The organism is Neorhizobium sp. T7_12 (assembly GCF_002968535.1).
GTDB lineage: Bacteria > Pseudomonadota > Alphaproteobacteria > Rhizobiales > Rhizobiaceae > Neorhizobium > Neorhizobium tomejilense.
Map to the genome: position 1 here is coordinate 398,776 of NZ_PVBK01000003.1, position 24,095 is coordinate 422,870.

Sequence of the window (24,095 nt, forward strand, 5' to 3'; positions counted from 1 at the left end):
CGATACTCGTCGAATTTTTATCCCGTTACGCCGCGACGCCGAGGGTCGGCGTCGCCTTGAGCAGAGCCTGCGTATAGGGGTGTTGCGGGTGATCGAGGATCTGGCCGACGCTGCCTTCCTCGACGATCAAGCCCTGCTGCATGACGACGATCCGGTCGGCGACGCGGGAGACGGCGCCGAGATCGTGCGAAATGAAGAGGCAGGCGAAGCCGTGGTATTCCTGCAGTTTGCGGAAGAGATCGAGAACCTGCTTCTGGATCGTCATGTCGAGCGCCGAGACGGGCTCGTCGGCGACGACGAAAGCGGGATTGCGGATGACCGCACGCGCAATCGCGACGCGCTGCCTCTGCCCGCCCGACAAGGCATGCGGATAACGGTCGCCAAGTCCGGCAAGGCCGACTTCGTTGAGAATGTCACTCACCCGCTCGGCCTTTTCCAGGCCGCTGAGTTTGGGGCCATGTACCAGCGGCTCGCCGACGATTTCTGCAATCTTCTGCCGCGGGTCGAGGGACGAATAGGGATCCTGGAAGACGAGTTGGCACTGCAGGCGATAATCACGGGCAGCGGCCCGGTCGGCGGATGCCATCGAGTGCCCGCGAAACAGGATGTCTCCGCCGGACAATGGCAGCAGGCCCAGCATTGCCCGCCCGAGCGTGGTCTTGCCGGAACCGGAGCCGCCCACGACGGCGACCACTTCGCCCGGGCGCACGCCAAGCGAAACATCCCTCACGGCAAGCTTCTTTTCCGCCGTGCTGAACATGTTGCCGGCGCCGGAGAAGGTCACCTCGACACCGCGGGCCTCGATGAGCGGCTCCGCGTCGGCGGGTGGCGCGCGGCCATGGTCACGTTTCGGCAGGGCGTCGATCAGCGTGCGGGTATATTGCTCCTTCGGCCGATGCAGAACCTCCTCGACCGGACCGGACTCGATCAGTCTGCCCCGCTCCAGAACGAAGACCTTCTTCGCGTATTGGGCGACGAGGCCGAGATTGTGGGTGATCAACAGAACCGAGGTGCCGAAGGTGCGCGTCAGATCGACCATGACCTCCATGACCTCGCGCTGGGTGAGCGTATCGAGCGCCGTCGTCGGTTCGTCGGCGATCAGCAGTTTCGGCCGAAGCAGCATGACAGAGGCGAGCATGATGCGCTGGCGCATGCCGCCCGAGAACTGATGCGGGAATGCGGCCAGGCAGGCTTGGGGGTTCGGGATTTTCACCCGCTCCAGCATTTCCGTCGCACGTGCGCGCGCCGCCTCGAGGCTCAGCCTCTCATGCAGCCGCAGCCCCTCGACCAGCTGTTCGCCGATCGTCATCGCCGGATTGAGCGATACCATCGGCTCCTGGAAGACCATGCCGATCTCGGCGCCGCGAACTTTGCGGATCTCGCCGCCTGTCATCTTCAGGACGTCATTGCCTTCGAACAGGATCTTTCCGGAGACCGGCGTGATTGCCTTTGGGAGCAGCCGCATGGCTGCGCGTGCGGCGACCGTCTTGCCGCTGCCGCTTTCGCCGACCAGCGCGACGATGCTGCCCGCCTCGACGTCGAACGACACGTCATGGAGGATCGGGTGCCCGTTCGAGGTCGTGACGCGGAGATCGCGAACGTCGAGCAATGGCCGGGAAGTGTCTGGGTTCATCACCGTTGCTCCATTCTTGGGTCGAAGCGGTCCCGCAGCGCATCTCCGAGCAAATTGATGCCGAGCAGCGTCATCGAGATGCAGATGCCGGGGGCGAGCCCGAGCCAGGGGGCCTTTTCGATATAGGTACGCGCCGCAGACAGCATGTTGCCCCAGGTCGGCGCCGGCGGAGGCACGCCGAGGCCGAGGAAGCTCAGGCCGCTTTCCGCCAGCACCACCCAGCCGAACATCGAGGTAGCGAGCACCACGATCGGCGCGGTGCAATTGGGCAGGACATGGCGAAACATGGTGGCGAATTCGGAATTGCCGATGACGCGCGACGCCTCGACATATTCCCGCTCTCTGGCCGACAATACGCTTGCCCGCACAACACGCAGCACGGAAGGGGAATAGGCGATCCCGAGCGCCAGGATGATGCCGTATTTGTTGGGGCCGGAAATCACCATCAGGCCGAGCGCCAGCAAGGTGCCGGGAAAGGCGAGGAGCGCGTCGCTGAAGACCATCAGGATCCGGTCGACCAGCCCTCGCGTATAGCCTGCGATCAGGCCGGTGATCGTGCCGACAGTGATCGCGAAAGCGACCGTCAGGATGGCGACCGTCATGCTCTGCACTGCCCCGGTCATCAGTCGGGAGACGACATCGCGGCCGAATTCGTCGGTGCCGAGCCAGAATTGCGCCGATGGCGGTTTCAGCTTGGCGATGAGCTTGATCGCGGCGGGCTCGTAGGGCGTCCAGAACAGAGCGAGAAGAGCCATGCCGCCGATGAAAATCAAAAGGGCGGAGCCGATGATGAGGTTTGCGGGCTGCCTGATCATGAGGCGGTGACCCGCGGATCGAACAGCGGATAACACAGATCGACGATCAGATTGACGATCACGTAGATCAAGGCCGTGAACAACAGACATCCCTGTACCACCGGATAGTCGCGAGCAAAGATCGCATCGACGAGAAGGCGCCCGAGGCCGGGCAAGGTGAAGACGGTTTCCAGGACCGCAATGCCGCCGAGGAGCCCGCCAAGCACCAGCCCGATCATCGTCCAGGTCGGAGCGAAGGCATTGGGCAGCACATGGCGAAGCAGGACCTTGGCTTCAGAAAGACCCTTGGCGCGAGCGTGCATGACATATTCCAGCCGCAAGATCTCGATGGCGCTGGCGCGCATCATCCGGGTGAGCACGCCGACCTCGATCAGCATCAACGTCACGACCGGCAAGATGACGTAGGTGATCGCGGTCCAGGGCTTTTCGGTGAAGGGCACGTAGCCGACGACCGGCAGCCATCCGAGCTTCAATCCAAAGACCAGCAGAAGGACGAGGCCGAGCCAGAAGCTGGGAACCGACATCAGCAGCGTCGAGGCGGCGACGATGGCGATATCCACATGCTCGTTCTGCCGCCATGCCGCCACAAGGCCGGCCGGAACCGCGATCAGCGTCGCGAGCGCTACGGCGACCACTACGATGGTGGCGCTGACCTGGAACCGGTCGAGCATCAGGGGCAGGACCGGCGCGCCGTTGGAGATGGAATGGCCGAGATCGCCCCGCAGGACATTGCCGAGCCAATACAGGAACTGCACCGGCACCGGCCGATCGAGGCCGAGATTGGCGCGCAGGTTGGCAAGCTCGTCCGGGCTGGCGCTATCGCCGAGGATCAGCTGGGCGGGGTCGCCGGGGATCATCCGCACCAGGAAGAACACCATCACGGCCACGATCAGGAGTGTCGGAAGCGTCCATAACAGTCGCTTCGCGATATATTTCGAAAGGGCGTGCATCAGCTATTTGCCTTGTGCGAAGGAAACGCCCCACATGCGCGGATAACCGACCGGCCACGTCTTGTATCCTTCCACATTGGCGCGCACTGCGCCGATGCGGGTGCCGGAATAGAGCGGGATCAACGGGACGTCGGCGCGGATCATGCCTTCCAGCTTGTCGAACAGCACCTGCCGCTCCCTGGCATCGCCGATCGTTGTGCTCGCGGCGATCAGCTTCAGGCCTTCCGGATTGTCCCACACCTTGTTCGGGCTCTTGTCCTTGCTGCCGCTGACCATGTCATAGGAGAGCGAGGGATCGAGGCGTGCGGAATAGGTGAACGACATGGCGGAGTAGTTGCCGGCCGTGTAGCGGTCGAGCAGTGTCGCCCAGTCGAGTGTCTCGATCTCGATATTGATGCCGGCTTCCTGCGCCATCGCCTGGACCAGAACCGCGGCATCGAAGAGCGACGGATAGAACTTCGTCGCCAGCCACTTGATCGGCTGGCCCTTGTATCCGGCGTCCGCCAGCAGCTTCTTCGCCTCGTCGAGATTGCGGGCCGGAATTTCCTTCTGCAGCTTGCCGGAATAGGGGCTCGGGACCGGAATGACCGAGAGGTTCGCCGGCGACTGGCCGTTCGTCAAGGCTTCCGAGATCTGCGCGATATCGAGGGAAAGCAGTAGCGCCTTGCGGATACGGATGTCCTTGAGCAGCGGATCGCGGGTCTGGAAAAGAAGACTGGTCAGGCCCATGCTGGCGACCTTGTCCACCTTCAGCTTGTCGCTGCCGGAGAGTTCCTCGACATCGGCGTTGTTGACGTCGCTTAGCACGTCGATATCTCCGGAATAGAGCGCGGCCTTGGCCGCAGCATCGTCCGGAATGACCATGAAGCGCGTGGCCGCGATCTTCGGCTGCTTGTCGCCGACATAGCCGGTGCGCGCGCCGCCGGGCGAGACGTAGTTGGGATTGGCGGCGAGCTGCACATACTGGCCGCTGCGCCATTCCTGCAGCATGAAGGGGCCGGTGCCGACAGGCTTCACCCACTTGCCCTGCGCATCGAGCGAGCTCTTATGGTAGATGCCGGTGCCACCGCAATCGGTGCGGGCAATGGTGGCGAGGAACAGGGCGGTCGGCTTCTCCAGCGTGAAGACGACGGTTGCGGCATCCGGCACAGCCACGTTGGTGACATTGGCGACGCCGGATCCCGTCACGTCCTTGAGGCACCGCCAGGCGGTCTTGGGATCAACGTAGCGCTGCCAGGAGGACAGGACATCGGCGGAGGTCAGCGGCTCGCCATTGCTGAACTTCAGCCCGTCACGCAGCTTGAACGTATAGGCCTTGCCGTCGGGGGAAATGTCGACCGACTTTGCCAGCAGCGGCGCGATCGAGGCGTCGTCCTTGTACCCAACGAGGCCCTCGACCATGTGCAGGACGATGGCGTCGCTATTGGCGTCGCGGTTGACGCCGGGATCGGTCGAGCGGATGTCCGCATTGATGCGCACCCGCATTGTCTTGTCCTGCGCCAAGGCCGTGCCCGCGGCGGTCGTGGCGAGCAGCGCGATCGCTGCCGTCGTCTTCAACAGACTTTGAACTTTCATTGGAGGCTCCCGTATTTGTTCCCTTATTGATTTTGGTTAGGCCGCGTTCGTTTGAGCCTTGCGGGGCTCTTCGACGGGCCTGATCCTCATATCGAGGCTGTAATTCCAAAAGTGCGGCCCAAGCGCCGGCAGCAATGCCACCTCCATGCGGCCTTCTCCCGGCACCATGACGATCATGGCGACCGTTGCGGACTGATTGTTGGACAGCGATTTGCGCGGCGGGCGGCAGACCGACCAGGGACTTTCGAACGTATCGGAAAGCGCGGTCTTGACGGTGTCCACCGTGACCTTGCCGACATGCGGTTCGATCAGCTGGCGGACGCGCAGGTCACGGTAGAGCGAGTCCGGCATGTTGACGACGCCCTTGTCGAGCAGCTTTGACAGCGCAACCTGGCTCTGGAAATGGTTGGCATGCACCAGCACGCCGTTTTCCGGGTGAACCAGAAAAGTTTCGTCGGGCGCGCATTCGAAATCGATTGCGACGCCATGGGCGTGGCCGATCATCATGTTGTTCGACGCCGACTTGCGGGTTCCGTAAACCGCCTGCATCGCCATCGCCAGATGGTCCTGTTCCAGAACCTTGCGGCGGATGATGGCGAGCGGCACGCCGAGTTCCCGATAGTCCCGGTCGGTTTCGAGGTAGTTGCCGCTGATCGAGATACCGGCGGCGTTGAAGCCCGTACGCGCAAGGCCGCCGGCTTCGGTGAAGGTGATGATATCGGGTCCATCGCTGCGTTTGATCTTGAGCACGATCGCCGTTTCGGCGCATTCAGCCTTCCAGTCCCAGTTCTGGGCGTGGATGAAGACGTTGTCAGGCGTGGCGGAGGGCATGACGAAAACGCCGGTGCAGCCGTCCGACTGGATGAAGTCCGCCTGGCCCTTTTCCCGGCGGCGCGCAAGCTTGAGGATTTCGGTGCGTGCATTGAGCAGCAGGATTGCGGCCAGATCGGTATTCACGGCCTTGGCGATGCCGCGCATCTCCTCGATATACTGGGGGCCATAGTCCTCGATCGCGCTGGCAAAACGGTCGATCATCGCCGCCAGGTCGCCGTCTTTCAAGCCGGAGGAATGCAGCTGGTCCTTGTAGTGCCCGATGCCCTTGAGGATACGCTGCGCCGCCTGTTCGCCATATTGTTGCCCGCGCTCGAATGGCGTACCAGAAATCTCGATGAGCGGGCAGGCAAGAGGCAAGGTCATGGTGGCGTGTTCCAGATGCTGTATGGCGGCAGGCCGAACGCTTGCCTTCACCTAAAAAGTATTTCATACAACAAAAACCAAAAAAATCGGAAAGGCAAGCGGAAATGTCAGACGCATCCACGCCTCTTCAGCAGGACCTGATGCGTCGCATCGTCGACGTCATCCACGAGGACAATCTTCAGCCAGGGGCGAGACTTCGCCAAAACCAGTTGGCGGACCGGCTGCGCGTGTCCCGCACGCCGGTTCGAATGGCGCTCGAATTGCTGAAATCGCGCGGCTTCGTGCAGCACGAGCAAAACAAGGGGATGACGCTTTCGGCAATTCCTCCCAAGGTAGAGACACTGGAGGCGCCGCCCGCCGATGAAGAACTTCTCGTCGCGATCGCCAAGCTGCGGCGGGACGGCGAATTGCCGGAGCAGTTCGCCGAGCTGGAACTGATGCGGTTGACGGGGCAGGAGCGGACGCCTGTCCGCCAGGCGCTGATCAAGCTGGAAGGCCTCGGCGTGATTCAGCGCCGAAAAGGTTATGGGTGGCAGTTTTTCGACCCGGTCCGCGACGTGCGTGCTCGAGAAGAGAGCTATGATTTTCGGCTGCTTATCGAATGCGCAGCCATCCTGTCGCCGGATTTTTCGCTTTCCGCCGATTGGATCAGGTCGATGCGATCACGGCACGAGGCAATGCTGAGTGCGGCCTGGACCGACGCGTCCAGCGTCACTCTGTTCGAAATGAACGCGGAATTCCACCTCGGCATCAGCGCAGCGTCGGGAAACCGCTATATCGAGGAGGCGATGAACCGCCAGAACCAGCTTCGTCGTCTATCCAACTACAACTGGCAGCATGGCGCAGATCGCGTAGCCGTCACCTGCCGGGAGCATCTGGAAATACTCGAGCGACTCGCGGTGGGCGACAACGAAGTCGCGGCGGCTCTCATGCGCAAGCATTTGACCGGCGCCCGCGGGACCTCGAAGGCGAGAAACGGCATTTTGTAGTATAAAAACCCATAGTGAGACTATCGCACCGCTACAGTGGCCCGATCTCCCGGCGTTCTCAAAAGACCTTGAAAGAAAAGGCAAAGCTTGCCGAGCGCTGTTCCCCCGCCCGCAGCACGAAAAGCCCTGAACCACTGCCAAGGGGAAAACCGAAGGCGCCGGCAACGTGCGATACGGGTTCGAGGCAGACATAGTCCGCAGTGCGATGAGCGACGAGGTGTTTCAGTTCCGGCCCAGCCGTCAACGTGGCCTCGATGCCTCCGTTGGTGACAACCGTGGCCCGCTGCCAGTCCGAAAGAAAAAGGGTATGAGCCTCGTTCGGCAGCAGTTTCGCATTGCGCGCTTCAGATCGGGCTCCGTCTGGAACGCCCGCGTCACCTGGCGGCCAAATCTTGCCGGCATCGCAGGATGCCGGCCTGCCGAGATCAGCCGCAAAATACGGATGCCAGCCCAATCCACCGGGCATGGAGGCCCGTCCTGTATTGGTCATTGAAAGCTCGATATCGAGCCGGTCGTCGCCGAGCACCAAGCGCTGTACAGCGCGAAAGTCGAAGGGCCAGTCCGGATCGGCGCGGTAGTCCAGCACCAGTTCGATCCGATCGGTGCCGAGCGAGGCCACCTGCCAGGCGCGGCGATGGGCCGGGCCGTGCTGGGCATCGGTCCGAAGCGCCGGGTGCGGCAGAACTTCATGACGCTTGCCGTCATGCAGGAAAGCCGCACCGAGGAGCTTGTTGTGATAGGGAAACAGCGGATAGGCGCCGGCCTTCGGCCAGTTCAGCGGCTCGAACGCCGGACCAGCGGTCGGCACGAGGATATCGCCCAGCCGGTCATGGACGAGATGGGTCATCCGGCCGCCGTTTTCGGGCAGGAAACGGGCCGCAAGCGGCCCGCTTCGAATGCCTGGCCAATCCTTCTCCGTCATGTCAGGCGAAGGCATAGGACCCGTCCGGCCGCTTCGGCACGCGACGCTGCCAATGGACGTAGCCGTCCTCCTGCATCGCCTTTTCGTCCATCTCGACGCCCCAGCCGGGACGGTCCGGGCGAAGCTCGAGATATCCGTCCTTCGGCAGGTAGGGATCGGCGACGTAACGCGCCGACGCTTCCCGGGTCTCGACTTCGGTCCCGCCATAGACGTAGGCCTGGCCCGTTGGTAGGCGGTATTCGAGGATCTTGAAATTCTGCTGGGCGGCCGAGAAATGCACGTTGACCGCGGTTGCCAGAGGTCCCATCGGGTTGTGCGGGGCCACGCCGACATAAAAGGCCTCGGCAAGCGTCGCGATGCGGCGCATTTCCGAAAGCCCGCCGACGACGCAGATGTCCGGCTGGATCAGATCCGCGCCCTTCACCTGCAGTAGACGCAGGAATTCGTAGCGGCTGTAGAGGCTTTCACCCGTCGCCAGCGTGCATTCGAGCCCCTGCTTGAGTTCGCCCCATGCCTCGATGTTTTCCGGCCGGAGTGGCTCCTCGTAGAACAGCGGGTCGTAGGGTGCGAGTGCGTTGCCGAGCTGCCGGGCGGCGGTGGGCTCGTAGATCTTGGCATGCGCATCGAAGGCAATCTCGTAGTCGTCGCGGACCGTCTCGCGGAGTTGGCGAAAGTAGTCGGCCGACGCCTTCACCACATTGCCCCAGCGGTTGGTATGCATATCGATCCGCCAGGGGCTGAGCTTGAACGCGGTGAACCCCCAGCCTTCGTTCAGCCGATCGAATTCATCGCGCGCCGCCGGTGCATCCGGCGCGGTGTAGACGCCGGCATAAACCTTGATCTTGTCGCGCACCTCGCCGCCGAGCAGCTTGTAGACGGGCAGGCTCGCAGCTTTCGCAGCCAGATCCCAGAGGCAATGGTCGAGGCCGGCGATTGCCGCAAGCCCCATGGCGCCGGGAGGAAACCGGCTCTGCTGGATCATCAGATTGACGAGGTAGTCCACCCGCGTCGGGTCCTGGCCGGCAACAAAGCCGTAAAGATAGTCGAGAAGCGGCGGCAGCGCCTTGTCCGGACCGTGGTTGTAGCATTCGCCCCAGCCGGTCAGGCCGTCGTCGGTATCGAGCGCGACGATGACACGCGGGCGGTCCTTGTCGCGGGTCATGAAAACCCGCATCCGGTCGATCTTCATCTTCTGTGTCCTTACTTACCGAAATACTGCCGACGCGACACACGCGTCTGCACATAGAGATGTTCGCCCCAGGTGCCCGGCGCATAGGCGCCGCTATCCGGCTGAACCTGTAGGGAAAGATTGCCCTGGCTCGGGTAGCGGGCAACGAATTCCTCGTCGATATCGCAGCCCAGTCCCGGCGCGTCCGGCACCACGATCAAGCCGTTTTCCTGGACCGGATGCGGCACGATCACGCTCTTGCGTCCCTCCCAGTCGTCGTCGAGGCGTTCCAGGATCAACGCATTCGGGATCGCGGCCATCAAATGCAGAGCGGCATATTCGGCGACCGGCCCGAGCGAGCCGGAATGCGGCGCGAACTGGATGTGGTGCGCCTCCGCCATGGCGGCAATCTTCTTCATCTGGGTAATGCCGCCGGCACGTCCGGTATCCGGCTGGATGATGTCGACCAGTTCCTTCTCGATCAGCTCGCGCTCACCGAAAATCGTGGCGCTGCGTTCGCCGGCGGCAAGCGGCACATGCGCTGCATCGCGGATGCGGCGGTAGCCGTCTACGTTCTCCGGCGCGATCGGGTCTTCCACCCACATCAGCTCATAGGGTTCGAGCTTGCGCACCAACCGGCAGGCATCGGCGGGCGTCATCCATGGCGCACCGTGAAGGTCGATGGCGATATCCACTTCGTCGCCGACCGCTTCGCGCAACGCGGCGACCTTTCGGACTGGATCGGAAACGCCGCCGCATTTGATCGCCTTGATGCCGCGGCTCTTCACGGCAAGCGCCTGTTCCACGGTATTGGCATGCGAATAGATCGGAATATGGTCGCGAACCTTGCCGCCGAGCAGGTTCCAGACTGGCACGCCGAGCGCCTTGCCCTTGATGTCCCAGAGCGCCATGTCGATGCCGGTCATGGCACCGCCGCCGACCGTGCCGAGCATGCCGTGGCCCATCATGGCGATCATCATCTTCTGCCACAGCTTTTCGATATGCGTCGGGTCCTCGCCGATCAGGAGCGGCGCGAGATCCTTGATCGCCGTCTCGATGACGCGCGGCCAGCCGGAGCATTCGCCGATGCCGGTAATCCCCTCGTCGGTATCGATCTTCAGGAACAGCCAGTTGCGGGTGCCGCCGAAATAACCTCGTTCGGACGATCCCGGACCGGAAGAAGCAGATGCGTCGTCGGACGCCCATTTTGAACGGTGCGGCTGGCCCACATGCATGAGAAAGGTGCGGATTCCCGTGATCTTCATCGCACAGAACTTCTATTCTTGACGTTGCTGGGATCGATGTGGGGGCTTGGCTCGATGTACCGGAACCGCTTGGAGCGATCGCGATCGCGGGGATCCGGCCGGGGAATGGCCGAAATCAATGCCTGCGTGTAGGGGTGATCAGGGTTGTTGCAGACCTTGTCCGCTTCGCCGACTTCGACGAGCCGGCCGCGATACATGACGCCGACCCGGTCGCACATGTAGCGAATGACGCCGATATCGTGGCTGATGAAGATGTAGGCGAGCTTGAGCTCGTCCTGCAGCCGCATCAGGAGATCCAGAACCTGGAAGCGCACCGAGACGTCGAGCGCCGAGGTCGCCTCGTCCGCGACGATGATGCGCGGATTGAGCGTGATCGCCCGCGCGATGCCGATGCGCTGGCGCTGGCCGCCGGAAAAGGCGTGCGGGTAGCGTTCCCGCCCTGCCGGGTCGAGGCCGACCTGATCCATCAGGTGGCAGACCCGCTCGTCGAGTTCCTTGCCCTTCGACAGGCCGTTGACCAGCAGCGGCTCGCCGATCACCTGCGCGACCGTCATGCGCGGGTTGAGCGAACCGAACGGGTCCTGGAAGACCATGCGCAGCTCGCGACGGGCGGCTTTCAGTTCGCGCCCCTCAAGCCTGGCGAGATCGACCACCCTGCCATCGGCGCGGCGGTAGTGCATCTCGCCGGATGCCGGATCGTAGAGCCGCATGATCGAGCGGCCCAGCGTCGTCTTGCCGGAACCGCTTTCGCCCACGATGCCGAGCGTCTCGCCGGGCAGGAGAGCGATCGACACGTCGTTCAGCGCCTTCATCTCCCCGAAATGCATGGACAGGTTGCGGATGTCGAGGATCGGTTCGGCGGTCGTGTCGAGCGGCGGTCGGGCGAGGCGGATTTCCGCCTTCTGCTCCAGCTTCAGCACGGAGCCGATAAGCATCTTCGTATAGGGATCCTTCGGCGTATGGAAAATCTGGTCGACCGGCCCGTATTCCTTGATGACGCCGTGATGCATGACCAGCACGTCGTCGGCAATCTGTGCCACCACGCCCATGTCGTGGGTGATGAACAGCACCGCCATTCCGGTCGTCTGCTGCAGGCGCTTGATCAAGTCGAGGATTTCCGCCTGGGTCGTCACGTCGAGCGCGGTGGTCGGCTCGTCGGCGATCAGCAGCTGCGGCTTGCACGCAAGCGCCATGGCGATCATGGCGCGCTGGCGCATGCCGCCGGAATACTGGAAGGCGTAGCGGTCGAGCGCCTGTTCCGGATTGGGGATTTCCACCTGCCGCAGCAGTTCGGCCGCTTCCTTACGGGCCTGCGCCTTGCTCATGTTCAAATGCAGCCGCAGCACCTCGGTAATCTGGTCGCCGACGGTGTGCACCGGCGAAAGCGACGACATCGGCTCCTGGAAGATCATCGCGATGTCGCGGCCGCGGACGGCGCGGATCGCCTTGCTGCGCGGATCAAGCCTCGCCAGGTCGACCGACGTGCCGTCCTGGCGGTTGAGGATGATCGAACCGGAGGCGATGCGACCGGGCGAGTCGATGATCTGCAAGATCGAGCGGGCGGTGACGGATTTGCCGGAGCCGCTTTCGCCGACCACGCACAGGGTCTTGCCGGGCTCGATCGAAAACGAGATGTCGTTGACCGCCTTGAAGATGCCGGTGCGAAGTGGAAACTCCGTCACCAGGTTCTTCACGTCGAGCAGCGTCTTGCCCGCTGCCATCGAAGGACGGGGCGTGATGGATAGGATATCGGTCATCCGCGCCTCACTTGTTGTACGGGTCGGCCGCATCACGCAGACCGTCGCCGAAAAGGTTGAGTGCCATGACGGCGATGACGACCGCGAGCCCGGGCATGAACAGCCATGGCGCGGTGGCGATGGAGCGGATGTTCTGCGCCTCGCGCAGAAGAACGCCCCAGGAAACTGTCGGTGGCTGCAGGCCGAGGCCGAGGAAAGAGAGCGATGTCTCCGCCAGGATCATCGCCGGCACGGCCAAGGTCATCGAGGCGATGATATGGCTCGAAAAGCTCGGCAGCATATGGCGGAAGATGATGCGGCCCTCCGAGACGCCGTCGAGACGAGCGGCGGCGACAAATTCCTCGGTTCGCAGCGACAGGAAGCGGCCGCGCACGACACGGGCAAGCTGGGCCCAGCCAGTGAACGACAGGATGATGGTGATCATCATGTATTGCAGCGCCGCCGGCCACCCCTGCGGCAATGCCGCGGCGAGTGCCAGCCAGATCGGAATGGTCGGCAGCGACAGCACGAAGTCGATGACGCGCTGCATGACGAAGTCGATCCGGCCGCCGTAATATCCGGAAATGCCACCGAGCACGATGCCGAGCAGCAGCGACAGGAACACGCCGACCAGGCCGATCGACAGCGAGATCTGTGCCCCCTGCACCGTGCGGCTATAGACGTCGCGTCCGAGACGGTCGGCGCCGAAGAGATAGAGCGGCTTGCTGTTGTCGGTGGTGGCGATGAGGTGGATGTCGGTCTCGAACAGGCCAAGCACCGAATAGGTGTAGCCACGCCCGAAGAACTGGATCGGGATCTTCGTATTGGTATCCTTGACGAAGATGGCGGCAAGCGTGTTCGGATCGCGCGTCAGCTTCATCCCGTAATAATAGGGGCCGAAACTGAACCCGTTGGCCGTATCGAGGAAATGAATGCTCTGCGGCGGATGGAAAGTCGAACGGGCGTTCTGCAGGATCGGGTCGTTGATCGCGAAAAAGCCCGGGAAGATCGCGACAATGTACATCGCGACGGTGACGACAAGGGCGGCCATGGCGAGCTTGTGCCGCTTGAAGGCCCACCAGATCAGCTGCCATTGCGCTGCGACGGCGACGCGATCGGGGCGATCGTTGAGGATGGTTGCATCGACCATTCGGGTCTCCTATTCGAGCCGGATGCGCGGATCGACCAGCGCAAGCAGGATGTCGCTGATCAGCGAGCCGATCAGCGTGAGAGCGCAGATCAGGAGCACGAAGGCGCCCGCGAGATACATGTCCTGCGCCATCAGCGCCTGGAGAAGCAGGGGCGCCGCTGTCGGCAGGTTGAGCACGATCGCCACCACGACCGAGCCGGAGATCAGGTTGGGCAGAAGCCAGGCGATCGTCGAGATGAACGGGTTGAGGGCGATGCGCAGCGGGTATTTGATCAGCAGCCGGAACTCCGAGAGCCCCTTGGCACGGGCTGTCGTGACATAAGGTTTGGGCAGCTCGTCCAGCATGTTGGCGCGCATGACGCGGATCAGGCTCGCAGTCGAAGACACCGCGAGGATCGCCACCGGCAGCCACAGACGCGACAGAAGGTCGAGCGTCTTGGCAATGCTCCAAGGCGCCGTCTCGTATTCCGGTGAGAAAAGGCCGCCGACATCCGCGCCGAACTCGACGGCGGCGATATACATCAGCACCAGCGCCAACAGGAAAGACGGGATCGACAGGCCGAAGAACGTGAAGGCCGTGAATGCATAGTCGCCGATTGAATATTTCTTCACCGCCGAATAGACGCCGATCGGCAGCGCGATCGCCCAGGTCGCGAGCAGGCTTGCGAGCGCGAGGACCAGGGTCAGCGCCATGCGTTCCCAGATAAGGCCGGAGACCGGTTGCTGCCATTCGAACGAGATGCCGAAATCACCGCGGGAAAGAATTCCCCAGATCCATTTCAGGTATTGCACCAGCATGGACTGGTCGAGGCCGAACCGCTCGCGGAGTGCGGCTGCGGTGTTCTGATCGACCACTTCGTTGGAAGAGGCAAGCGTCGCGATATAGGTGGTGACGAAGTCGCCCGGCGGAAGCTGGATCAGAACGAAGGCGAGGAAGCTGACCGCAAACAGCGACGGGATCATCCATAGCAGACGTTTGATGATAAATTTCAGCATGCAAAGCTCGCAATTCGGATTGCACGGCATGCCAATACGAAAGCCTTCGACCATCGTTCGGGCAGGTGATGCAATGGGACCGGAAGGGTGCCGCCGCCGGTCGGGCGGCGGCACAGTTGGAGTAAATCAGCTCGTGCCGCTCAGCTCGTGAACGTGAACTGCTGCGGCAGGGCAGGGCCAGGGTTCGGCCAGGACCAGCTGTCCGGCTGTTTTTCCGGAACGTTGCGCAGGTTGTTGCGGATCACGCCGAAGCCACCCACAGCGAGGCAGATCCCCATGACTTCGAATTCTTCCGCAGCGATATCGAAGACCTGCTTCATGATCGCGCCGCGCTTGTCGACATCGGCCGTGGAACGGGCCTCGTCATAGAGCTTGAAGCGCTTCTTCTGGCTTTCCGGGGGCTCTTCGCCCTTGGCGCCGTTGGACGTGTACCAGAGCGTCCACGGAATGGCGTAACGCGATCCCTGCGGATGGAAGGCGAAGAAGTCGCGCGGATCGAGCATCGGGTCGAGGCCGCCGGGACCCGGCCAGACCTGCGCATCATGGGCGTTGTCGTCGCCTCTCGTATAATAGAGCGCGCGTTCGATGGTGTTGACCTTCATGCTGATACCGATCTTCACCCAATGCGCCTTCACCAGTTCCAGCACGTCGACGAGGTCGGGATAGAGCGTCGGGATGACGTCGACCGCGAAGAAGAGCGGCTGGCCGTCAGGCCGGAGACGGATGCCATTGGCATTCTTCTTGTCGAGGCCAGCCTTGTCGAGCATGGCATTGGCCTTGTCCGTCGCAAATTCGGTGAACTGCCGTGCCAGCTTCTCGTGATACCACGGGTGGCCGGGGCGCGGGCCGGTCTGGTAGCCCTCGCTCTGCCCGAAGTAGACGATGTCGATGATTTCCTGGCGGTTGATGCCCATCGACAGCGCCTGGCGGAACGACTTGTCTGCAAAGATCTTCCGCAGCACCGGATCCTTGTGGGTCATGTTGAGGTAGAGCGAGCACTGCTGCGCCGCCGACGGTACGAGCGACAGCAGGCGGTAATCGCCCTTCTTCATGTTCTGCGACAGCGTCGGCTTGTTCGCGAGCGAGTTGATATGACGCTCCTGAATGTCGATCTTGCCGGAGATGACGTTGAGCATCAGCGACTCGACGTCCTGCGAGATGCCGAAATTCAGCTCGTCGACATAGGGCAGCTGGTTGCCCTCGGTATCGACCTGCCAGAAGTAAGGATTGCGAACCATCAGCACCCGGGTCGCGCCGCCGGAATAGGCCTCCTTGATCATCCAGGGATCGAGCACCGGCTTCTCGGCATTGCCCCAGCGCTGCGGAATTTCGATGTCGCCGCACTTGGCGCGGAAGAGGTCCGGCCAGCTCGATGAACCGGCCGCTTTCACGTCCGCGTCGAGGTTCGGGTTGTATTTCGGCAGGAACTTGCTGCAGTAGTGCTTGGCAAACAGCGTCGGATGCTGGCCGAGCGGGGTCGCAAGGTTTTCCAGATAAAGCGCGTTGGCTGCGGCGAAGGTGAACTTGACGGTGTAGTCGTCGATCTTTTCGACCACGACCGGCTTGCCCGCCACGGAAATCTGCGCCGGCGTCGAGCTGTAGAGTTCCTTGTTCTTGACGACATCCTCGATGGCGAACACCACGTCGTCGGCCGTGAACGGATGGCCGTCCGACCACTTCACGCCCTTCAAGAGGTGGAAGGTGAACTGCGAAGCATCTGCATTGACTTCCCACTTCTCGGCGAGATTCGGCAGAGCTTGGGTGAAGTCCATGTTCCAGCGCACCAGGCCCTGGTTGCCGACCATGCGCAGGATGCCGTTATGGTCAGACGAGCCGCGAAGGCCGCGCCGCAACGTGCCGCCGTAGGTGCCTATCTTTTCCCAGGGTTTTACGACCATCGGGTTCTTCGGAAGACGTTCGGCAAGCGGCGGAAGCTTGCCGTCCTTGACGAGGGCCGCAAGCTGCGGCGCCTCCTTGGTCGCAGCCGCGCTGGCGCTGCCGCCCGCAACTGACAGGGCAACCGCCCCGCCAACGCCTGCGAGGAACGTCCGGCGAGTAACGCCGGAAGACATATTTTCGTCGTCGCGCATTAATTTCCTCCCAAATGAACCGCCGACCTGAAAGGCGATCGATGACAGGTTCCCTACCGCCACGACCGCCGAGGACCTCCATCCCATCGGCTAAAACGACCATAAGCAGGTTTTCAGATGATTACAAGTATTGACAGATTTTTACAGGTTAAATACTGCTGGTTAAAAAGAGCCATGTCGACAGGGAGGAGACGCATGACTTTCAGCGAAGACTCGCGCCAAAAATTGAAGAGCGTCTCGACAGCCACGCTGACGTCGGTGCTTCTGAAGCACGGCCTGCGGAACGTCTCCATTCGCAACGTGTACAAGATCAACAAGGGCGCTCCGCGCCTTGTCGGGGCTGGAACCTTCGAGCAGACCGTTTTCGAGGATTTCGCCGAAGAGCGTGTGAGGGCGGGCGAGGGCATCTTCGGGCTTTATCCGCCGGAAGCCGAAGCCGAGCAGGCGTTTCGCGCATGGAGACGTGAAAAGGGACGGTGATGAACCAGTCGGGCGTGATAGCGGCCGCCAAGGCGGAACCTCGTTTCAGCGACATCATCTACGAGAAGATCGTAGGCATGATCGCCGACGGCCGTTTTCCCATCAACGAGCGCCTTCCCTCCGAGCCGAACCTTGCAGTTCTGTTCGGGGCATCCCGGCCCGTGGTGCGCGAAGCCCTGGAGCGGCTTCGCAGGGATCAGTTGATCGTGTCTCGCAAGGGATCCGGCTCCTATGTGCGGCAGCGGCCGGATTCGTCGGTGCTGAGGCAGGTGCCGGTCGGATCGCTTGCCGATGTGCAACGGTTCTTCGAGTTCCGCGCCGGACTTGAGGCGGAAGCGGCAGAACTGGCGGCCCGCAACTGGCAGGCCAATGACAGGATCCGTATCCTTGCGGCGCTTGCTGCCCTCGAACACTGTCTGGAAATCGGCGAACTCGGTGCGGAAGAGGACCAATACCTGCACGACGCCATCGCCGCGGCGACCGGTAACCAGTTCCACGTCACTGTCCGCGATTGGTTCAGGCCACATTTTTCGATCGGCATGTCGGTGACCCGCAGCCTCAGCCTGAAGCGGACGCCGCTGCATGTGCGGCACGTGCAGGACGAGCATCAGGCGATCGTGGAGGCGATCCTGGCACGGCGGGAAACGGCGGCCCATGACGCCATGAAGAACCATATACTGAATGCACGCGCCCGCATGTTCCAGGGCGTGGGAGGCTAGGAGACCTTCGATTTCATGCGATGCGAGGCATCGCGAGGAGGGGTGTTGAAACGGATTGCGATAACGGGTGGCGCGGGCAATATCGCCACGCAGCTTCGGGGATTTCTGCGCCTCGAGGCGGAGCATATCAGGCTGATCGACATCAGGCCGGCGGAAGAACTCGCGTCGAACGAAAGCTTCTTCGAGGGCGACCTCGCGGATGCAAGCGCCATGCGTGCCGCACTCGAGGGCATGGACGGCGTCATTCACCTCGGCGGGCTTCCCCGCGAGGCCGATATCGGCGACATGCTGCAGGGCAATATTCTTGGCACGTACAATCTGTACGATGCCGCCCGGGCCAACGGCACGAAGCGGGTCGTCTTTGCGTCCAGCAACCACGCGACCGGCTTCTATCCCCGTTCGCAGACGATCACGCCCCTCGACGTGCCGCGGCCCGACACCCGCTACGGCCTGTCGAAATGCTGGGGCGAGATGGTCGCCGGGTTTTATTACGACAAGGCGGATATCCGCACGCTGTCGATCCGCATCGGCAATGCCGGTCCCTATCCGAACAGCGAACGGGCGGCGGCGATCTGGATCAGCCCGCGCGACCTGTTCCAGCTTGTGAAGATCGGCCTCACCCATCCCGACATCGCTGCTGCGGTCGTCTACGGCATGTCGCGCAACGATGCCGGCTGGTGGAAGGATGAACTTGCCGAGCGGCTCGGCTACCGGCCACAGGATTTGTCGCGCGATCATCTGCGCCTCGAGCCGGTGGATGAAAGCCCGGTTGCCGCATTCTTCCAGGGCGGAGGTTTCTGCGATCCGCAGCACGACGGGACAATCCGGCTCCGGGACGAGAACGGACTGATCGTATTCACGGAGGCTGCGCGATGAGCGAAACAAAGATCATCACACCGAGGGTTCGCCGCGTCATCGACTTTCCCCTTAAGGTCGGAGAATCCCCCACCTGGGACGCGCGCACCGGCGATCTCTGGTTCGTCGACATCCTGGCACCCGCGGCAATCTGCCTGCGGGCCGGCGGCGCCGTTAATCGGTTCGAGATGCCGGCGAAGATCGGCTGCCTGGCTCTTTGTGAGAATGGCGAAGTCGCGGTGGCGCTGGAAAGCGGCGTATACCTGCTGAACCCCCAAACCGGTTCGATGAAACTGCTTTGCAACCCGGACGGCGGTCGGCCGGACAGTCGGCTCAACGACGGAAAGGCCGGGCCGGACGGCTGCTTCTGGGTCGGTACCCGCGACGAGGCGATACCGCAGACGGGCAATGGCCGCCTTTACCGGGTGAAGCCGGACGGGTCGTTCGACACGGTGATCGATGGCGACCTGATGACCTCCAACGGTATCGCCTGGAGCCCGGATGGGCGGGCGATGTACCATTCCGACAGCAGTGGGCTCTACGCGCAGATCTTCGATTTCAATCCCGCGCACGGCGTCACAGGTCCTCCTCGCCGCCTGCATGACTTCACACCGCAGGAAGGACGGCCGGACGGGGCCGCCGTGGATGCCGACGGGTTCTATTGGATCGCCGGCCAGCAGGGGGGACGGCTCAACCGCATCTCGCCGGATGGAACGGTTGTCGAGGCCTATCTGATGCCCGCCAAGGGGCCGAGCATGCCCTGCTTCGGCGGACCCGATCTCGCTACTCTCTACGTGACCACGCTCTCGACCGACAACAACGGTACTTTCGAAGACGGCACGATCTACGCCTTCGAGCCGGGGGTCTGCGGCACGCCTGTTCATCGCTTCGCAATCTGAGGAAAAGCTTATGGATATCCTGACATTCCGCGAAATCCTGACCGGCATTTCCGGCGTACCGATCACCGCCTACGGAGCGGATGGCGAGGTCGACATCGGTGTCACCCGTGCGATTTACGGGCGGGTGGCGAAAGCCGGCATCCACAATATCGTCGCGGCCGGCAATACCGGTGAATTTTATGCGCTCACTCCGGCGGAAATCACGGTCGTCACCGAAGCGGCAGTGGCGGGCGTCGATGGCAAGGCGCCGGTGACGGCTGCCGTAGGGCGCTCGTTGCGAGAGGCGATTGCCATGGCAAGGACGGCGAAGACGATCGGTGCGTCCGCCGTCATGTCGCATCAGCCGGTCGATCCTTTCGCGGCACCCGCCGCCCAGATCGACTATTTCCGCAATCTCGCCGATGCCTCCTTGCTGCCGATGGTCGCTTACGTCAGGGCCGACGGTTTCAGCCTTGACGACCTGCTACGGCTCGCGGCTCACCCGAACATCGCCGGCATCAAGTTCGCGACGACCGACATCCTGCTTTTATCTCGGGTCGTCGCGGCATCCGCTGCCGGCAACGCGCTGTTCATTTGCGGTCTGGCGGAAAGCTGGGCGCCAGCCTTCACCGCTGCCGGCGCCCGCGGGTTCACGTCCGGTCTCGTCAATGTCGCGCCCCAAATTTCGCTGGCGATTCATGCCGCACTTGAGGCTGGAGATTATCAGGAGGCTCGCCGGATGATTGACATCATCGAGCCCTTCGAGCGGATGCGCACGCAATACCGCAACGGCGCAAACGTTACGGTCGTCAAGGAAGCCGTGGAAATAGAGCTTGGCGTTTCGGTCGGCGAAGTGCGGGTTCCCGGCCTGCGGCGGCTCGCTCCGCAAGACCGGGTAAAATTGACCGAAACGCTCGGCCAATGGCCATCTCTGATGAGCCGAGCATCCGGCTATTGAAGTCGGGGGCATCGGCCGAGCTTCGCGCGAAACTTCGGGCCGAATCAGGGTGCCGCCCGTCGCAAATTCCTCGCTTGTAAGCGCACCAAGCGAGGCCGATTGGGGGCAATTATCAAGGCTGGTTCGGGATCGGACAGGCCGACCAGCGGGGGTAGAGTTGCACATCAACCACAGGTACTCGCCCCCAAGCTGTCATAATGGCTTTTTTGTGCCCGGTTCGTATTGCGGTGAGGCATCGACTTGATACTTGTCAAGGAAACGAGGCTTTTCCAAAAGGATACGGGATGCGGAAGCTTGCCCCTTGCGTCTTTGTTGCGTTTCTCAGCGCCTGCGCCGCACCGTCGGACGGCCCGACAGCCGGCAGGTTCTACGACGCGACGGATCCCCAGACCGGCCAGAAGATTCCCGTCGTGCGGCTGGCGAATGCGCCGATGGAACCGTTCAACCCTGCTCCGCTTGGTTATTCCGCGACCGATCAAGGCCTGAGCGTCCTGCACTCAACAGGTTTTGCGGATAGCCGGCTGCGCCGCGGCGACGTCATCGAGGTCACCATCCTCGATACCGGCGAGGAAGGCATGTTCTCCTCGACCCAGAGCAAGACGCTGAATCTGGGGCGCTTCACCGTCGATTCCGCCGGCACCGTGACCCTGCCCTTTGTCGGAAAGCAGCGTGTGCTGGAATCCTCGCCGGAGGCGCTGCAGGCGCGGATCGCATCCGGCCTGAAGGGTTCGGCAGTCAACCCGCAGGCGGTGGTCTCCGTGGTCGAAAAGCCCACGACCGGCTTCACGGTCAATGGCGATGTCCGCGCGGCTGGCCGGTTTCCGCTCACCGCACGCAAGGAGCGTGTTCTCGACGCCATCGCTCTCGCAGGCGGGGCCTCCTCGGCGCCGACTGCCGCGACCGTGACCGTCATTCGCGGCAAGCAGAGGGCCAGCGCGCCGCTCGAACGGGTGCTCAACGAGGATCGCCAGAACATCCACCTCCTGCCGGAAGACCAGGTCTATATCGGCAAGGATGCGCCCTCGTTTACGGCTTTCGGGGCGTTCAAGAGCGTCGGGGAGTTCGAGTTCGAGCCCGGCAAGCTTACCCTGATGCAGGCATTCAGCCGTGCGGGCGGGCTGCTCGACGACCGGGCCGACGCCAGCAATTTCTATGTGGTGCGTAACCAGCCGGTCTACAGCCAGGTTACGGTGGCAAACGCTGCCAAGAACCCCGGCACGGCCGTGATGACGACCAAGCCGGTCATCTACCGCGTGGACATGAAGGACGTCGCCAACCTGTCGCTGATGCAGCGGTTCAAGATGGCGGACGGCGACATTCTCTATGCCAGCAATTCGGGCCTGGTGGATTTCGCCAAGCTCTTCACGATCTATCAGAAGAGCGCGCCGACGGCCGCCGCGCCGCTGCCCGGCAGCAACTGACCCTAACTCCGGTTTTCTTTGCCAAGGCCGCCCAGCAGATGCAGGGCGGCTTTCGCGTTTTCGGGCCTCTCCTGCGGTTCCGGACGCGCCAGTTCCGCAGCGAGCTGGCGCAACCACTCCACCATCGCGCCAGCCTCCCGGCAATGATCGAGAAGCGTCGACAGAATAAGGCCCGCTGCGTGGAGATCGGAACGGCCGTCAAGGGCCAGTCCCGCCAACTGTTCCGGGGGCGCGAATTGCGGGCGGCCGGCAAAGGCGATGTCGAGATCCCGATGACGACGCCCCGTTTCCAGCGCGATGCCGAAATCGCCGATCTTCAGTCGTAAAAGATCACCGTCGCGACAACGAAGATTGGAGAGCGAAAGGTCGCCATGAACGAAGCCGGCGGCATGGATCGCGTCGAGCCCTTTCAAGATGGCGGCGGTGATATGCGTGATGTCGTCGACCGAGAGCGGTGTCTCCCCGACAAGATCGGCGAGGCTGTGGTCGATCCATTCAAGGACCAGGGCCGGCCGGCCGTCGGCAAGCCGCAGTAGTGTCTCCGTGGCGGCCACGTTCGGGTGGCGGATGGCGCCGCCGACTCTCGCCTCGCGCAGCAGGAGTTCTCGCGCGACTGGGTCGTCTGCCTGGTCGGGGCGGAGCGTCTTGATGGCATGCAGGCTATCGAGGTCGCGATGACGGGCGCGATGGATCCGTGTCGACGTGCCCTCGTGGACCACGGCTTCGAGTACGAAAGTATTGGCGACGATCGTGACATCGTGGCCGGCGAGGCGGTCTTCGCCCCTATCGAGGGCGTTGCGGACCTGATCGATCAGAGAGCGGCGCCATGCTGGGTCGCGGACGCTGCCTCCGGCGGCGGCGAGCGCCTGCCAGAGCGCTGCAAATTTGCGCGCGACCTCTTCAAGATCTGCGTTTTCGGGATGATCATCCACGATCGGCCTTCACGTCAACAACCGTGACGCTGAGGTTTTCCCGGCAATTTCCGATCAGGGCTTCCTGTGCCAGCACGGCGGAAACCTTGCCGAGTTCTGTCGAGAGCATGATGTTCGCGATGCTGCGTTCGGACAGGACCTGGGGCATGGGACTGCTGCAGAGCAGGAACCGGTCGCCGGGATGCAATCGGCCCGAGACAACATCGGGTACCAGTTGGCCTTTCAGGCCGATCCCTCTCGCCAGCGAGCGCCTGAGACCGATTTTGGTGTGGTCGCGCGTGAGGCAACGCATCATGCCGTCGCGCAACAGATAGCAGCGGGCATCTCCTGCCCACAGAACCGCAAAACTCTCATGCAGCGATGCCAGAACGACGATGCTCGCCGAGGGCGCCGATCGCTCCGAGGTGAGGTGGCCGGATTGCAGCACTCCATGGGCCTGGCCGAGCTTTCCCTTGATTTCCCGGACGAGAGCCTCGATCGTCTCCTGGGACGCCGCGTCCCCCAACATGCCGGCGGCGATCTTGCTGGCTTCGACCGCGCTATTCCCATCGCCAACCCCATCCACAATCGCGAACATCGACGGTACTGAGGAGATGAAGACGGTGTCGGCGTTGACAGACAGGCGGGTTCCGGGATGGCTGGCATAGCTGTGGAGAAGCTTCAAATGTCCGGGAGCTTCAACCGTCGCCTGTTGTCGGCGGGCGGCGGATCCAGGTTGCTCCGCCTCCCTGACGGTGTCTTCGGCAAACAGCCTCAGGAAATCCGACGGGCCGGGAGCGCCGCTGACGCGGAACCCCTTCATTCGCCGGTCTTGCGAATTCATTCGCCACCAGAACGTTCCCGGCAGCGTGAAGCTGTTTTGCTTCACCCCGTCATCGAACTGACCGGGCCTTGGCGGTCTTAGCTGTTTCAGGCTCGCCGTGAAGGTGTCGATGTCGAAATCGCGGCGAGCTGACGTCTCGGCCAGTCCCTCGGTTGCAACGAACCACGTATCATCGAGGCAAAGGCGGCGCGGATCTCCGGAAAACCCGTGAAGCTGGGCGGCAACCACAAGCGGAAAGCTGCGGCCGACGCGGTCGAGGCTCGGCACGATGACACCGGCGACGGTGGCCGGTACCCAGAGGTCCTGCTCGACGATGAAACGCCAGGACGGCATGGATCTGAATCGGCGTTCCCACTGGCTGCCGAACTCCGCCTGGATGGCCTCAAGACTGGATTGCAGCCAGGCATCGATCGCGCCGTGCAGTTTTCGCCCCAGTCCGGTCCAAACGAAATCGCCATGGGTCGGCAGCTTGCCGAAGAAGCCGATACGGTCAGCGTCTGACGAAGTCTGGCCCAGCGTCGCGCGTTCGTTCATGGCGTGCCG

Annotated in this window: 21 protein-coding genes; 7 read left to right on the forward strand and 14 right to left on the reverse strand. The window is 62.7% G+C overall.

The window, feature by feature from the left end:
- Positions 1-25: 25 nt before the first annotated feature.
- From C5J26_RS10880 to C5J26_RS10900, 5 genes are read right to left on the reverse strand one after another with little or no spacing between them, the layout of a single operon-like run.
- Positions 26-1,633 (reverse strand): dipeptide ABC transporter ATP-binding protein, encoded by a 1,608-nt coding sequence (locus C5J26_RS10880; RefSeq protein WP_105401757.1) that lies wholly within the window; start codon positions 1,631-1,633, stop codon positions 26-28.
- Positions 1,633-2,448, reverse strand: a complete 816-nt coding sequence (locus C5J26_RS10885) for an ABC transporter permease (RefSeq protein WP_046635743.1) — start codon at positions 2,446-2,448, stop codon at positions 1,633-1,635. The genes C5J26_RS10880 and C5J26_RS10885 overlap by 1 nt, the downstream gene beginning before the upstream one ends.
- Positions 2,445-3,398, reverse strand: coding sequence for an ABC transporter permease (locus C5J26_RS10890; RefSeq protein WP_105401758.1), 954 nt, complete (start codon positions 3,396-3,398; stop codon positions 2,445-2,447). The genes C5J26_RS10885 and C5J26_RS10890 overlap by 4 nt, the downstream gene beginning before the upstream one ends.
- A gap of 3 nt (positions 3,399-3,401) precedes the next feature.
- Entirely contained in the window at positions 3,402-4,973 is a 1,572-nt protein-coding gene (locus C5J26_RS10895) for an ABC transporter substrate-binding protein (protein WP_105401759.1), read from the reverse strand.
- A gap of 36 nt (positions 4,974-5,009) precedes the next feature.
- Positions 5,010-6,170, reverse strand: a complete 1,161-nt coding sequence (locus C5J26_RS10900) for a C45 family peptidase (RefSeq protein WP_105401760.1) — start codon at positions 6,168-6,170, stop codon at positions 5,010-5,012.
- Positions 6,171-6,274: 104 nt separating this feature from the next.
- Here C5J26_RS10900 and C5J26_RS10905 point away from each other — a divergent pair, with 104 nt between their 5' ends.
- Positions 6,275-7,159 carry a GntR family transcriptional regulator gene (locus C5J26_RS10905; protein ID WP_105401761.1) on the forward strand — a complete coding sequence of 295 codons (885 nt, stop codon included), beginning with the start codon at positions 6,275-6,277 and terminating at the stop codon, positions 7,157-7,159.
- Positions 7,160-7,217: 58 nt separating this feature from the next.
- Here the strand turns inward: C5J26_RS10905 and C5J26_RS10910 are convergent, their stop codons facing one another.
- The 7 genes from C5J26_RS10910 to C5J26_RS10940 form a co-directional block, all read right to left on the reverse strand.
- Positions 7,218-8,096, reverse strand: coding sequence for a galactose mutarotase (locus tag C5J26_RS10910; protein ID WP_105401762.1), 879 nt, complete (start codon positions 8,094-8,096; stop codon positions 7,218-7,220).
- Positions 8,083-9,270 carry a galactarate dehydratase gene (locus C5J26_RS10915; RefSeq protein ID WP_105401763.1) on the reverse strand — a complete coding sequence of 396 codons (1,188 nt, stop codon included), beginning with the start codon at positions 9,268-9,270 and terminating at the stop codon, positions 8,083-8,085. Before C5J26_RS10915 ends, C5J26_RS10910 begins: the two co-directional genes overlap by 14 nt.
- A gap of 11 nt (positions 9,271-9,281) precedes the next feature.
- The gene (locus C5J26_RS10920) at positions 9,282-10,514 is read right to left on the reverse strand and encodes a mandelate racemase/muconate lactonizing enzyme family protein (RefSeq protein WP_105401764.1); all 1,233 of its coding nucleotides are present in this window, start codon (positions 10,512-10,514) and stop codon (positions 9,282-9,284) included.
- The gene (locus tag C5J26_RS10925) at positions 10,511-12,271 is read right to left on the reverse strand and encodes an ABC transporter ATP-binding protein (RefSeq protein ID WP_105401765.1); all 1,761 of its coding nucleotides are present in this window, start codon (positions 12,269-12,271) and stop codon (positions 10,511-10,513) included. Before C5J26_RS10925 ends, C5J26_RS10920 begins: the two co-directional genes overlap by 4 nt.
- Before the next feature lie 7 nt (positions 12,272-12,278).
- Positions 12,279-13,400, reverse strand: coding sequence for an ABC transporter permease (locus C5J26_RS10930; protein ID WP_105401766.1), 1,122 nt, complete (start codon positions 13,398-13,400; stop codon positions 12,279-12,281).
- A 9-nt stretch (positions 13,401-13,409) separates the two neighbouring features.
- Positions 13,410-14,396 (reverse strand): ABC transporter permease, encoded by a 987-nt coding sequence (locus C5J26_RS10935; RefSeq protein ID WP_105401767.1) that lies wholly within the window; start codon positions 14,394-14,396, stop codon positions 13,410-13,412.
- Positions 14,397-14,536: 140 nt separating this feature from the next.
- Entirely contained in the window at positions 14,537-16,486 is a 1,950-nt protein-coding gene (locus C5J26_RS10940; protein ID WP_105401768.1) for an ABC transporter substrate-binding protein, read from the reverse strand.
- A 195-nt stretch (positions 16,487-16,681) separates the two neighbouring features.
- Here C5J26_RS10940 and C5J26_RS10945 point away from each other — a divergent pair, with 195 nt between their 5' ends.
- From C5J26_RS10945 to C5J26_RS10970, 6 genes are all read left to right on the forward strand, one after another.
- Positions 16,682-16,966, forward strand: coding sequence for a hypothetical protein (locus tag C5J26_RS10945; RefSeq protein WP_105401769.1), 285 nt, complete (start codon positions 16,682-16,684; stop codon positions 16,964-16,966).
- Entirely contained in the window at positions 16,966-17,685 is a 720-nt protein-coding gene (locus tag C5J26_RS10950; RefSeq protein WP_105401770.1) for a FadR/GntR family transcriptional regulator, read from the forward strand. Before C5J26_RS10945 ends, C5J26_RS10950 begins: the two co-directional genes overlap by 1 nt.
- 45 nt (positions 17,686-17,730) lie before the next feature.
- Positions 17,731-18,561, forward strand: coding sequence for an NAD(P)-dependent oxidoreductase (locus tag C5J26_RS10955; RefSeq protein ID WP_105401771.1), 831 nt, complete (start codon positions 17,731-17,733; stop codon positions 18,559-18,561).
- Complete coding sequence (locus tag C5J26_RS10960; RefSeq protein WP_105401772.1) at positions 18,558-19,439, forward strand: SMP-30/gluconolactonase/LRE family protein; 882 nt, start codon at positions 18,558-18,560, stop codon at positions 19,437-19,439. The genes C5J26_RS10955 and C5J26_RS10960 overlap by 4 nt, the downstream gene beginning before the upstream one ends.
- 10 nt (positions 19,440-19,449) lie before the next feature.
- Entirely contained in the window at positions 19,450-20,376 is a 927-nt protein-coding gene (locus C5J26_RS10965) for a dihydrodipicolinate synthase family protein (protein WP_105401773.1), read from the forward strand.
- 284 nt (positions 20,377-20,660) lie between these two features.
- Positions 20,661-21,797, forward strand: coding sequence for a polysaccharide biosynthesis/export family protein (locus C5J26_RS10970; RefSeq protein ID WP_105401774.1), 1,137 nt, complete (start codon positions 20,661-20,663; stop codon positions 21,795-21,797).
- Between the two features lie 2 nt (positions 21,798-21,799).
- On the opposite strand, the gene C5J26_RS10975 is transcribed toward C5J26_RS10970, so the two are convergent.
- Positions 21,800-22,729: a serine/threonine-protein kinase gene (locus C5J26_RS10975; protein WP_245437505.1), complete on the reverse strand. Its 930-nt coding sequence runs from the start codon at positions 22,727-22,729 to the stop codon at positions 21,800-21,802.
- On the reverse strand, positions 22,722-24,086 hold the full coding sequence (gene tagF, locus C5J26_RS10980; protein WP_105401776.1) for a type VI secretion system-associated protein TagF: 1,365 nt from the start codon (positions 24,084-24,086) through the stop codon (positions 22,722-22,724). The genes C5J26_RS10975 and tagF overlap by 8 nt, the downstream gene beginning before the upstream one ends.
- Between the last annotated feature and the right edge of the window lie 9 nt (positions 24,087-24,095).

What these genes read in the sequence shown, in the direction of transcription:
- C5J26_RS10900 (WP_105401760.1), bottom strand. Translation starts at nt 6,170, where the DNA reads ATGACCTTGCCTCTTGCCTGCCCGCTCATCGAGATTTCTGGTACGCCA.
- C5J26_RS10935 (WP_105401767.1), bottom strand. Translation starts at nt 14,396, where the DNA reads ATGCTGAAATTTATCATCAAACGTCTGCTATGGATGATCCCGTCGCTG.
- C5J26_RS10905 (WP_105401761.1), top strand. Translation starts at nt 6,275, where the DNA reads ATGTCAGACGCATCCACGCCTCTTCAGCAGGACCTGATGCGTCGCATC.
- tagF (WP_105401776.1), bottom strand. Translation starts at nt 24,086, where the DNA reads ATGAACGAACGCGCGACGCTGGGCCAGACTTCGTCAGACGCTGACCGT.
- C5J26_RS10965 (WP_105401773.1), top strand. Translation starts at nt 19,450, where the DNA reads ATGGATATCCTGACATTCCGCGAAATCCTGACCGGCATTTCCGGCGTA.
- C5J26_RS10970 (WP_105401774.1), top strand. Translation starts at nt 20,661, where the DNA reads ATGCGGAAGCTTGCCCCTTGCGTCTTTGTTGCGTTTCTCAGCGCCTGC.
- C5J26_RS10930 (WP_105401766.1), bottom strand. Translation starts at nt 13,400, where the DNA reads ATGGTCGATGCAACCATCCTCAACGATCGCCCCGATCGCGTCGCCGTC.
- C5J26_RS10890 (WP_105401758.1), bottom strand. Translation starts at nt 3,398, where the DNA reads ATGCACGCCCTTTCGAAATATATCGCGAAGCGACTGTTATGGACGCTT.
- C5J26_RS10895 (WP_105401759.1), bottom strand. Translation starts at nt 4,973, where the DNA reads ATGAAAGTTCAAAGTCTGTTGAAGACGACGGCAGCGATCGCGCTGCTC.
- C5J26_RS10940 (WP_105401768.1), bottom strand. Translation starts at nt 16,486, where the DNA reads ATGCGCGACGACGAAAATATGTCTTCCGGCGTTACTCGCCGGACGTTC.
- C5J26_RS10885 (WP_046635743.1), bottom strand. Translation starts at nt 2,448, where the DNA reads ATGATCAGGCAGCCCGCAAACCTCATCATCGGCTCCGCCCTTTTGATT.
- C5J26_RS10910 (WP_105401762.1), bottom strand. Translation starts at nt 8,096, where the DNA reads ATGCCTTCGCCTGACATGACGGAGAAGGATTGGCCAGGCATTCGAAGC.
- C5J26_RS10945 (WP_105401769.1), top strand. Translation starts at nt 16,682, where the DNA reads ATGACTTTCAGCGAAGACTCGCGCCAAAAATTGAAGAGCGTCTCGACA.
- C5J26_RS10920 (WP_105401764.1), bottom strand. Translation starts at nt 10,514, where the DNA reads ATGAAGATCACGGGAATCCGCACCTTTCTCATGCATGTGGGCCAGCCG.
- C5J26_RS10960 (WP_105401772.1), top strand. Translation starts at nt 18,558, where the DNA reads ATGAGCGAAACAAAGATCATCACACCGAGGGTTCGCCGCGTCATCGAC.
- C5J26_RS10915 (WP_105401763.1), bottom strand. Translation starts at nt 9,270, where the DNA reads ATGAAGATCGACCGGATGCGGGTTTTCATGACCCGCGACAAGGACCGC.
- C5J26_RS10950 (WP_105401770.1), top strand. Translation starts at nt 16,966, where the DNA reads ATGAACCAGTCGGGCGTGATAGCGGCCGCCAAGGCGGAACCTCGTTTC.
- C5J26_RS10925 (WP_105401765.1), bottom strand. Translation starts at nt 12,271, where the DNA reads ATGACCGATATCCTATCCATCACGCCCCGTCCTTCGATGGCAGCGGGC.
- C5J26_RS10880 (WP_105401757.1), bottom strand. Translation starts at nt 1,633, where the DNA reads ATGAACCCAGACACTTCCCGGCCATTGCTCGACGTTCGCGATCTCCGC.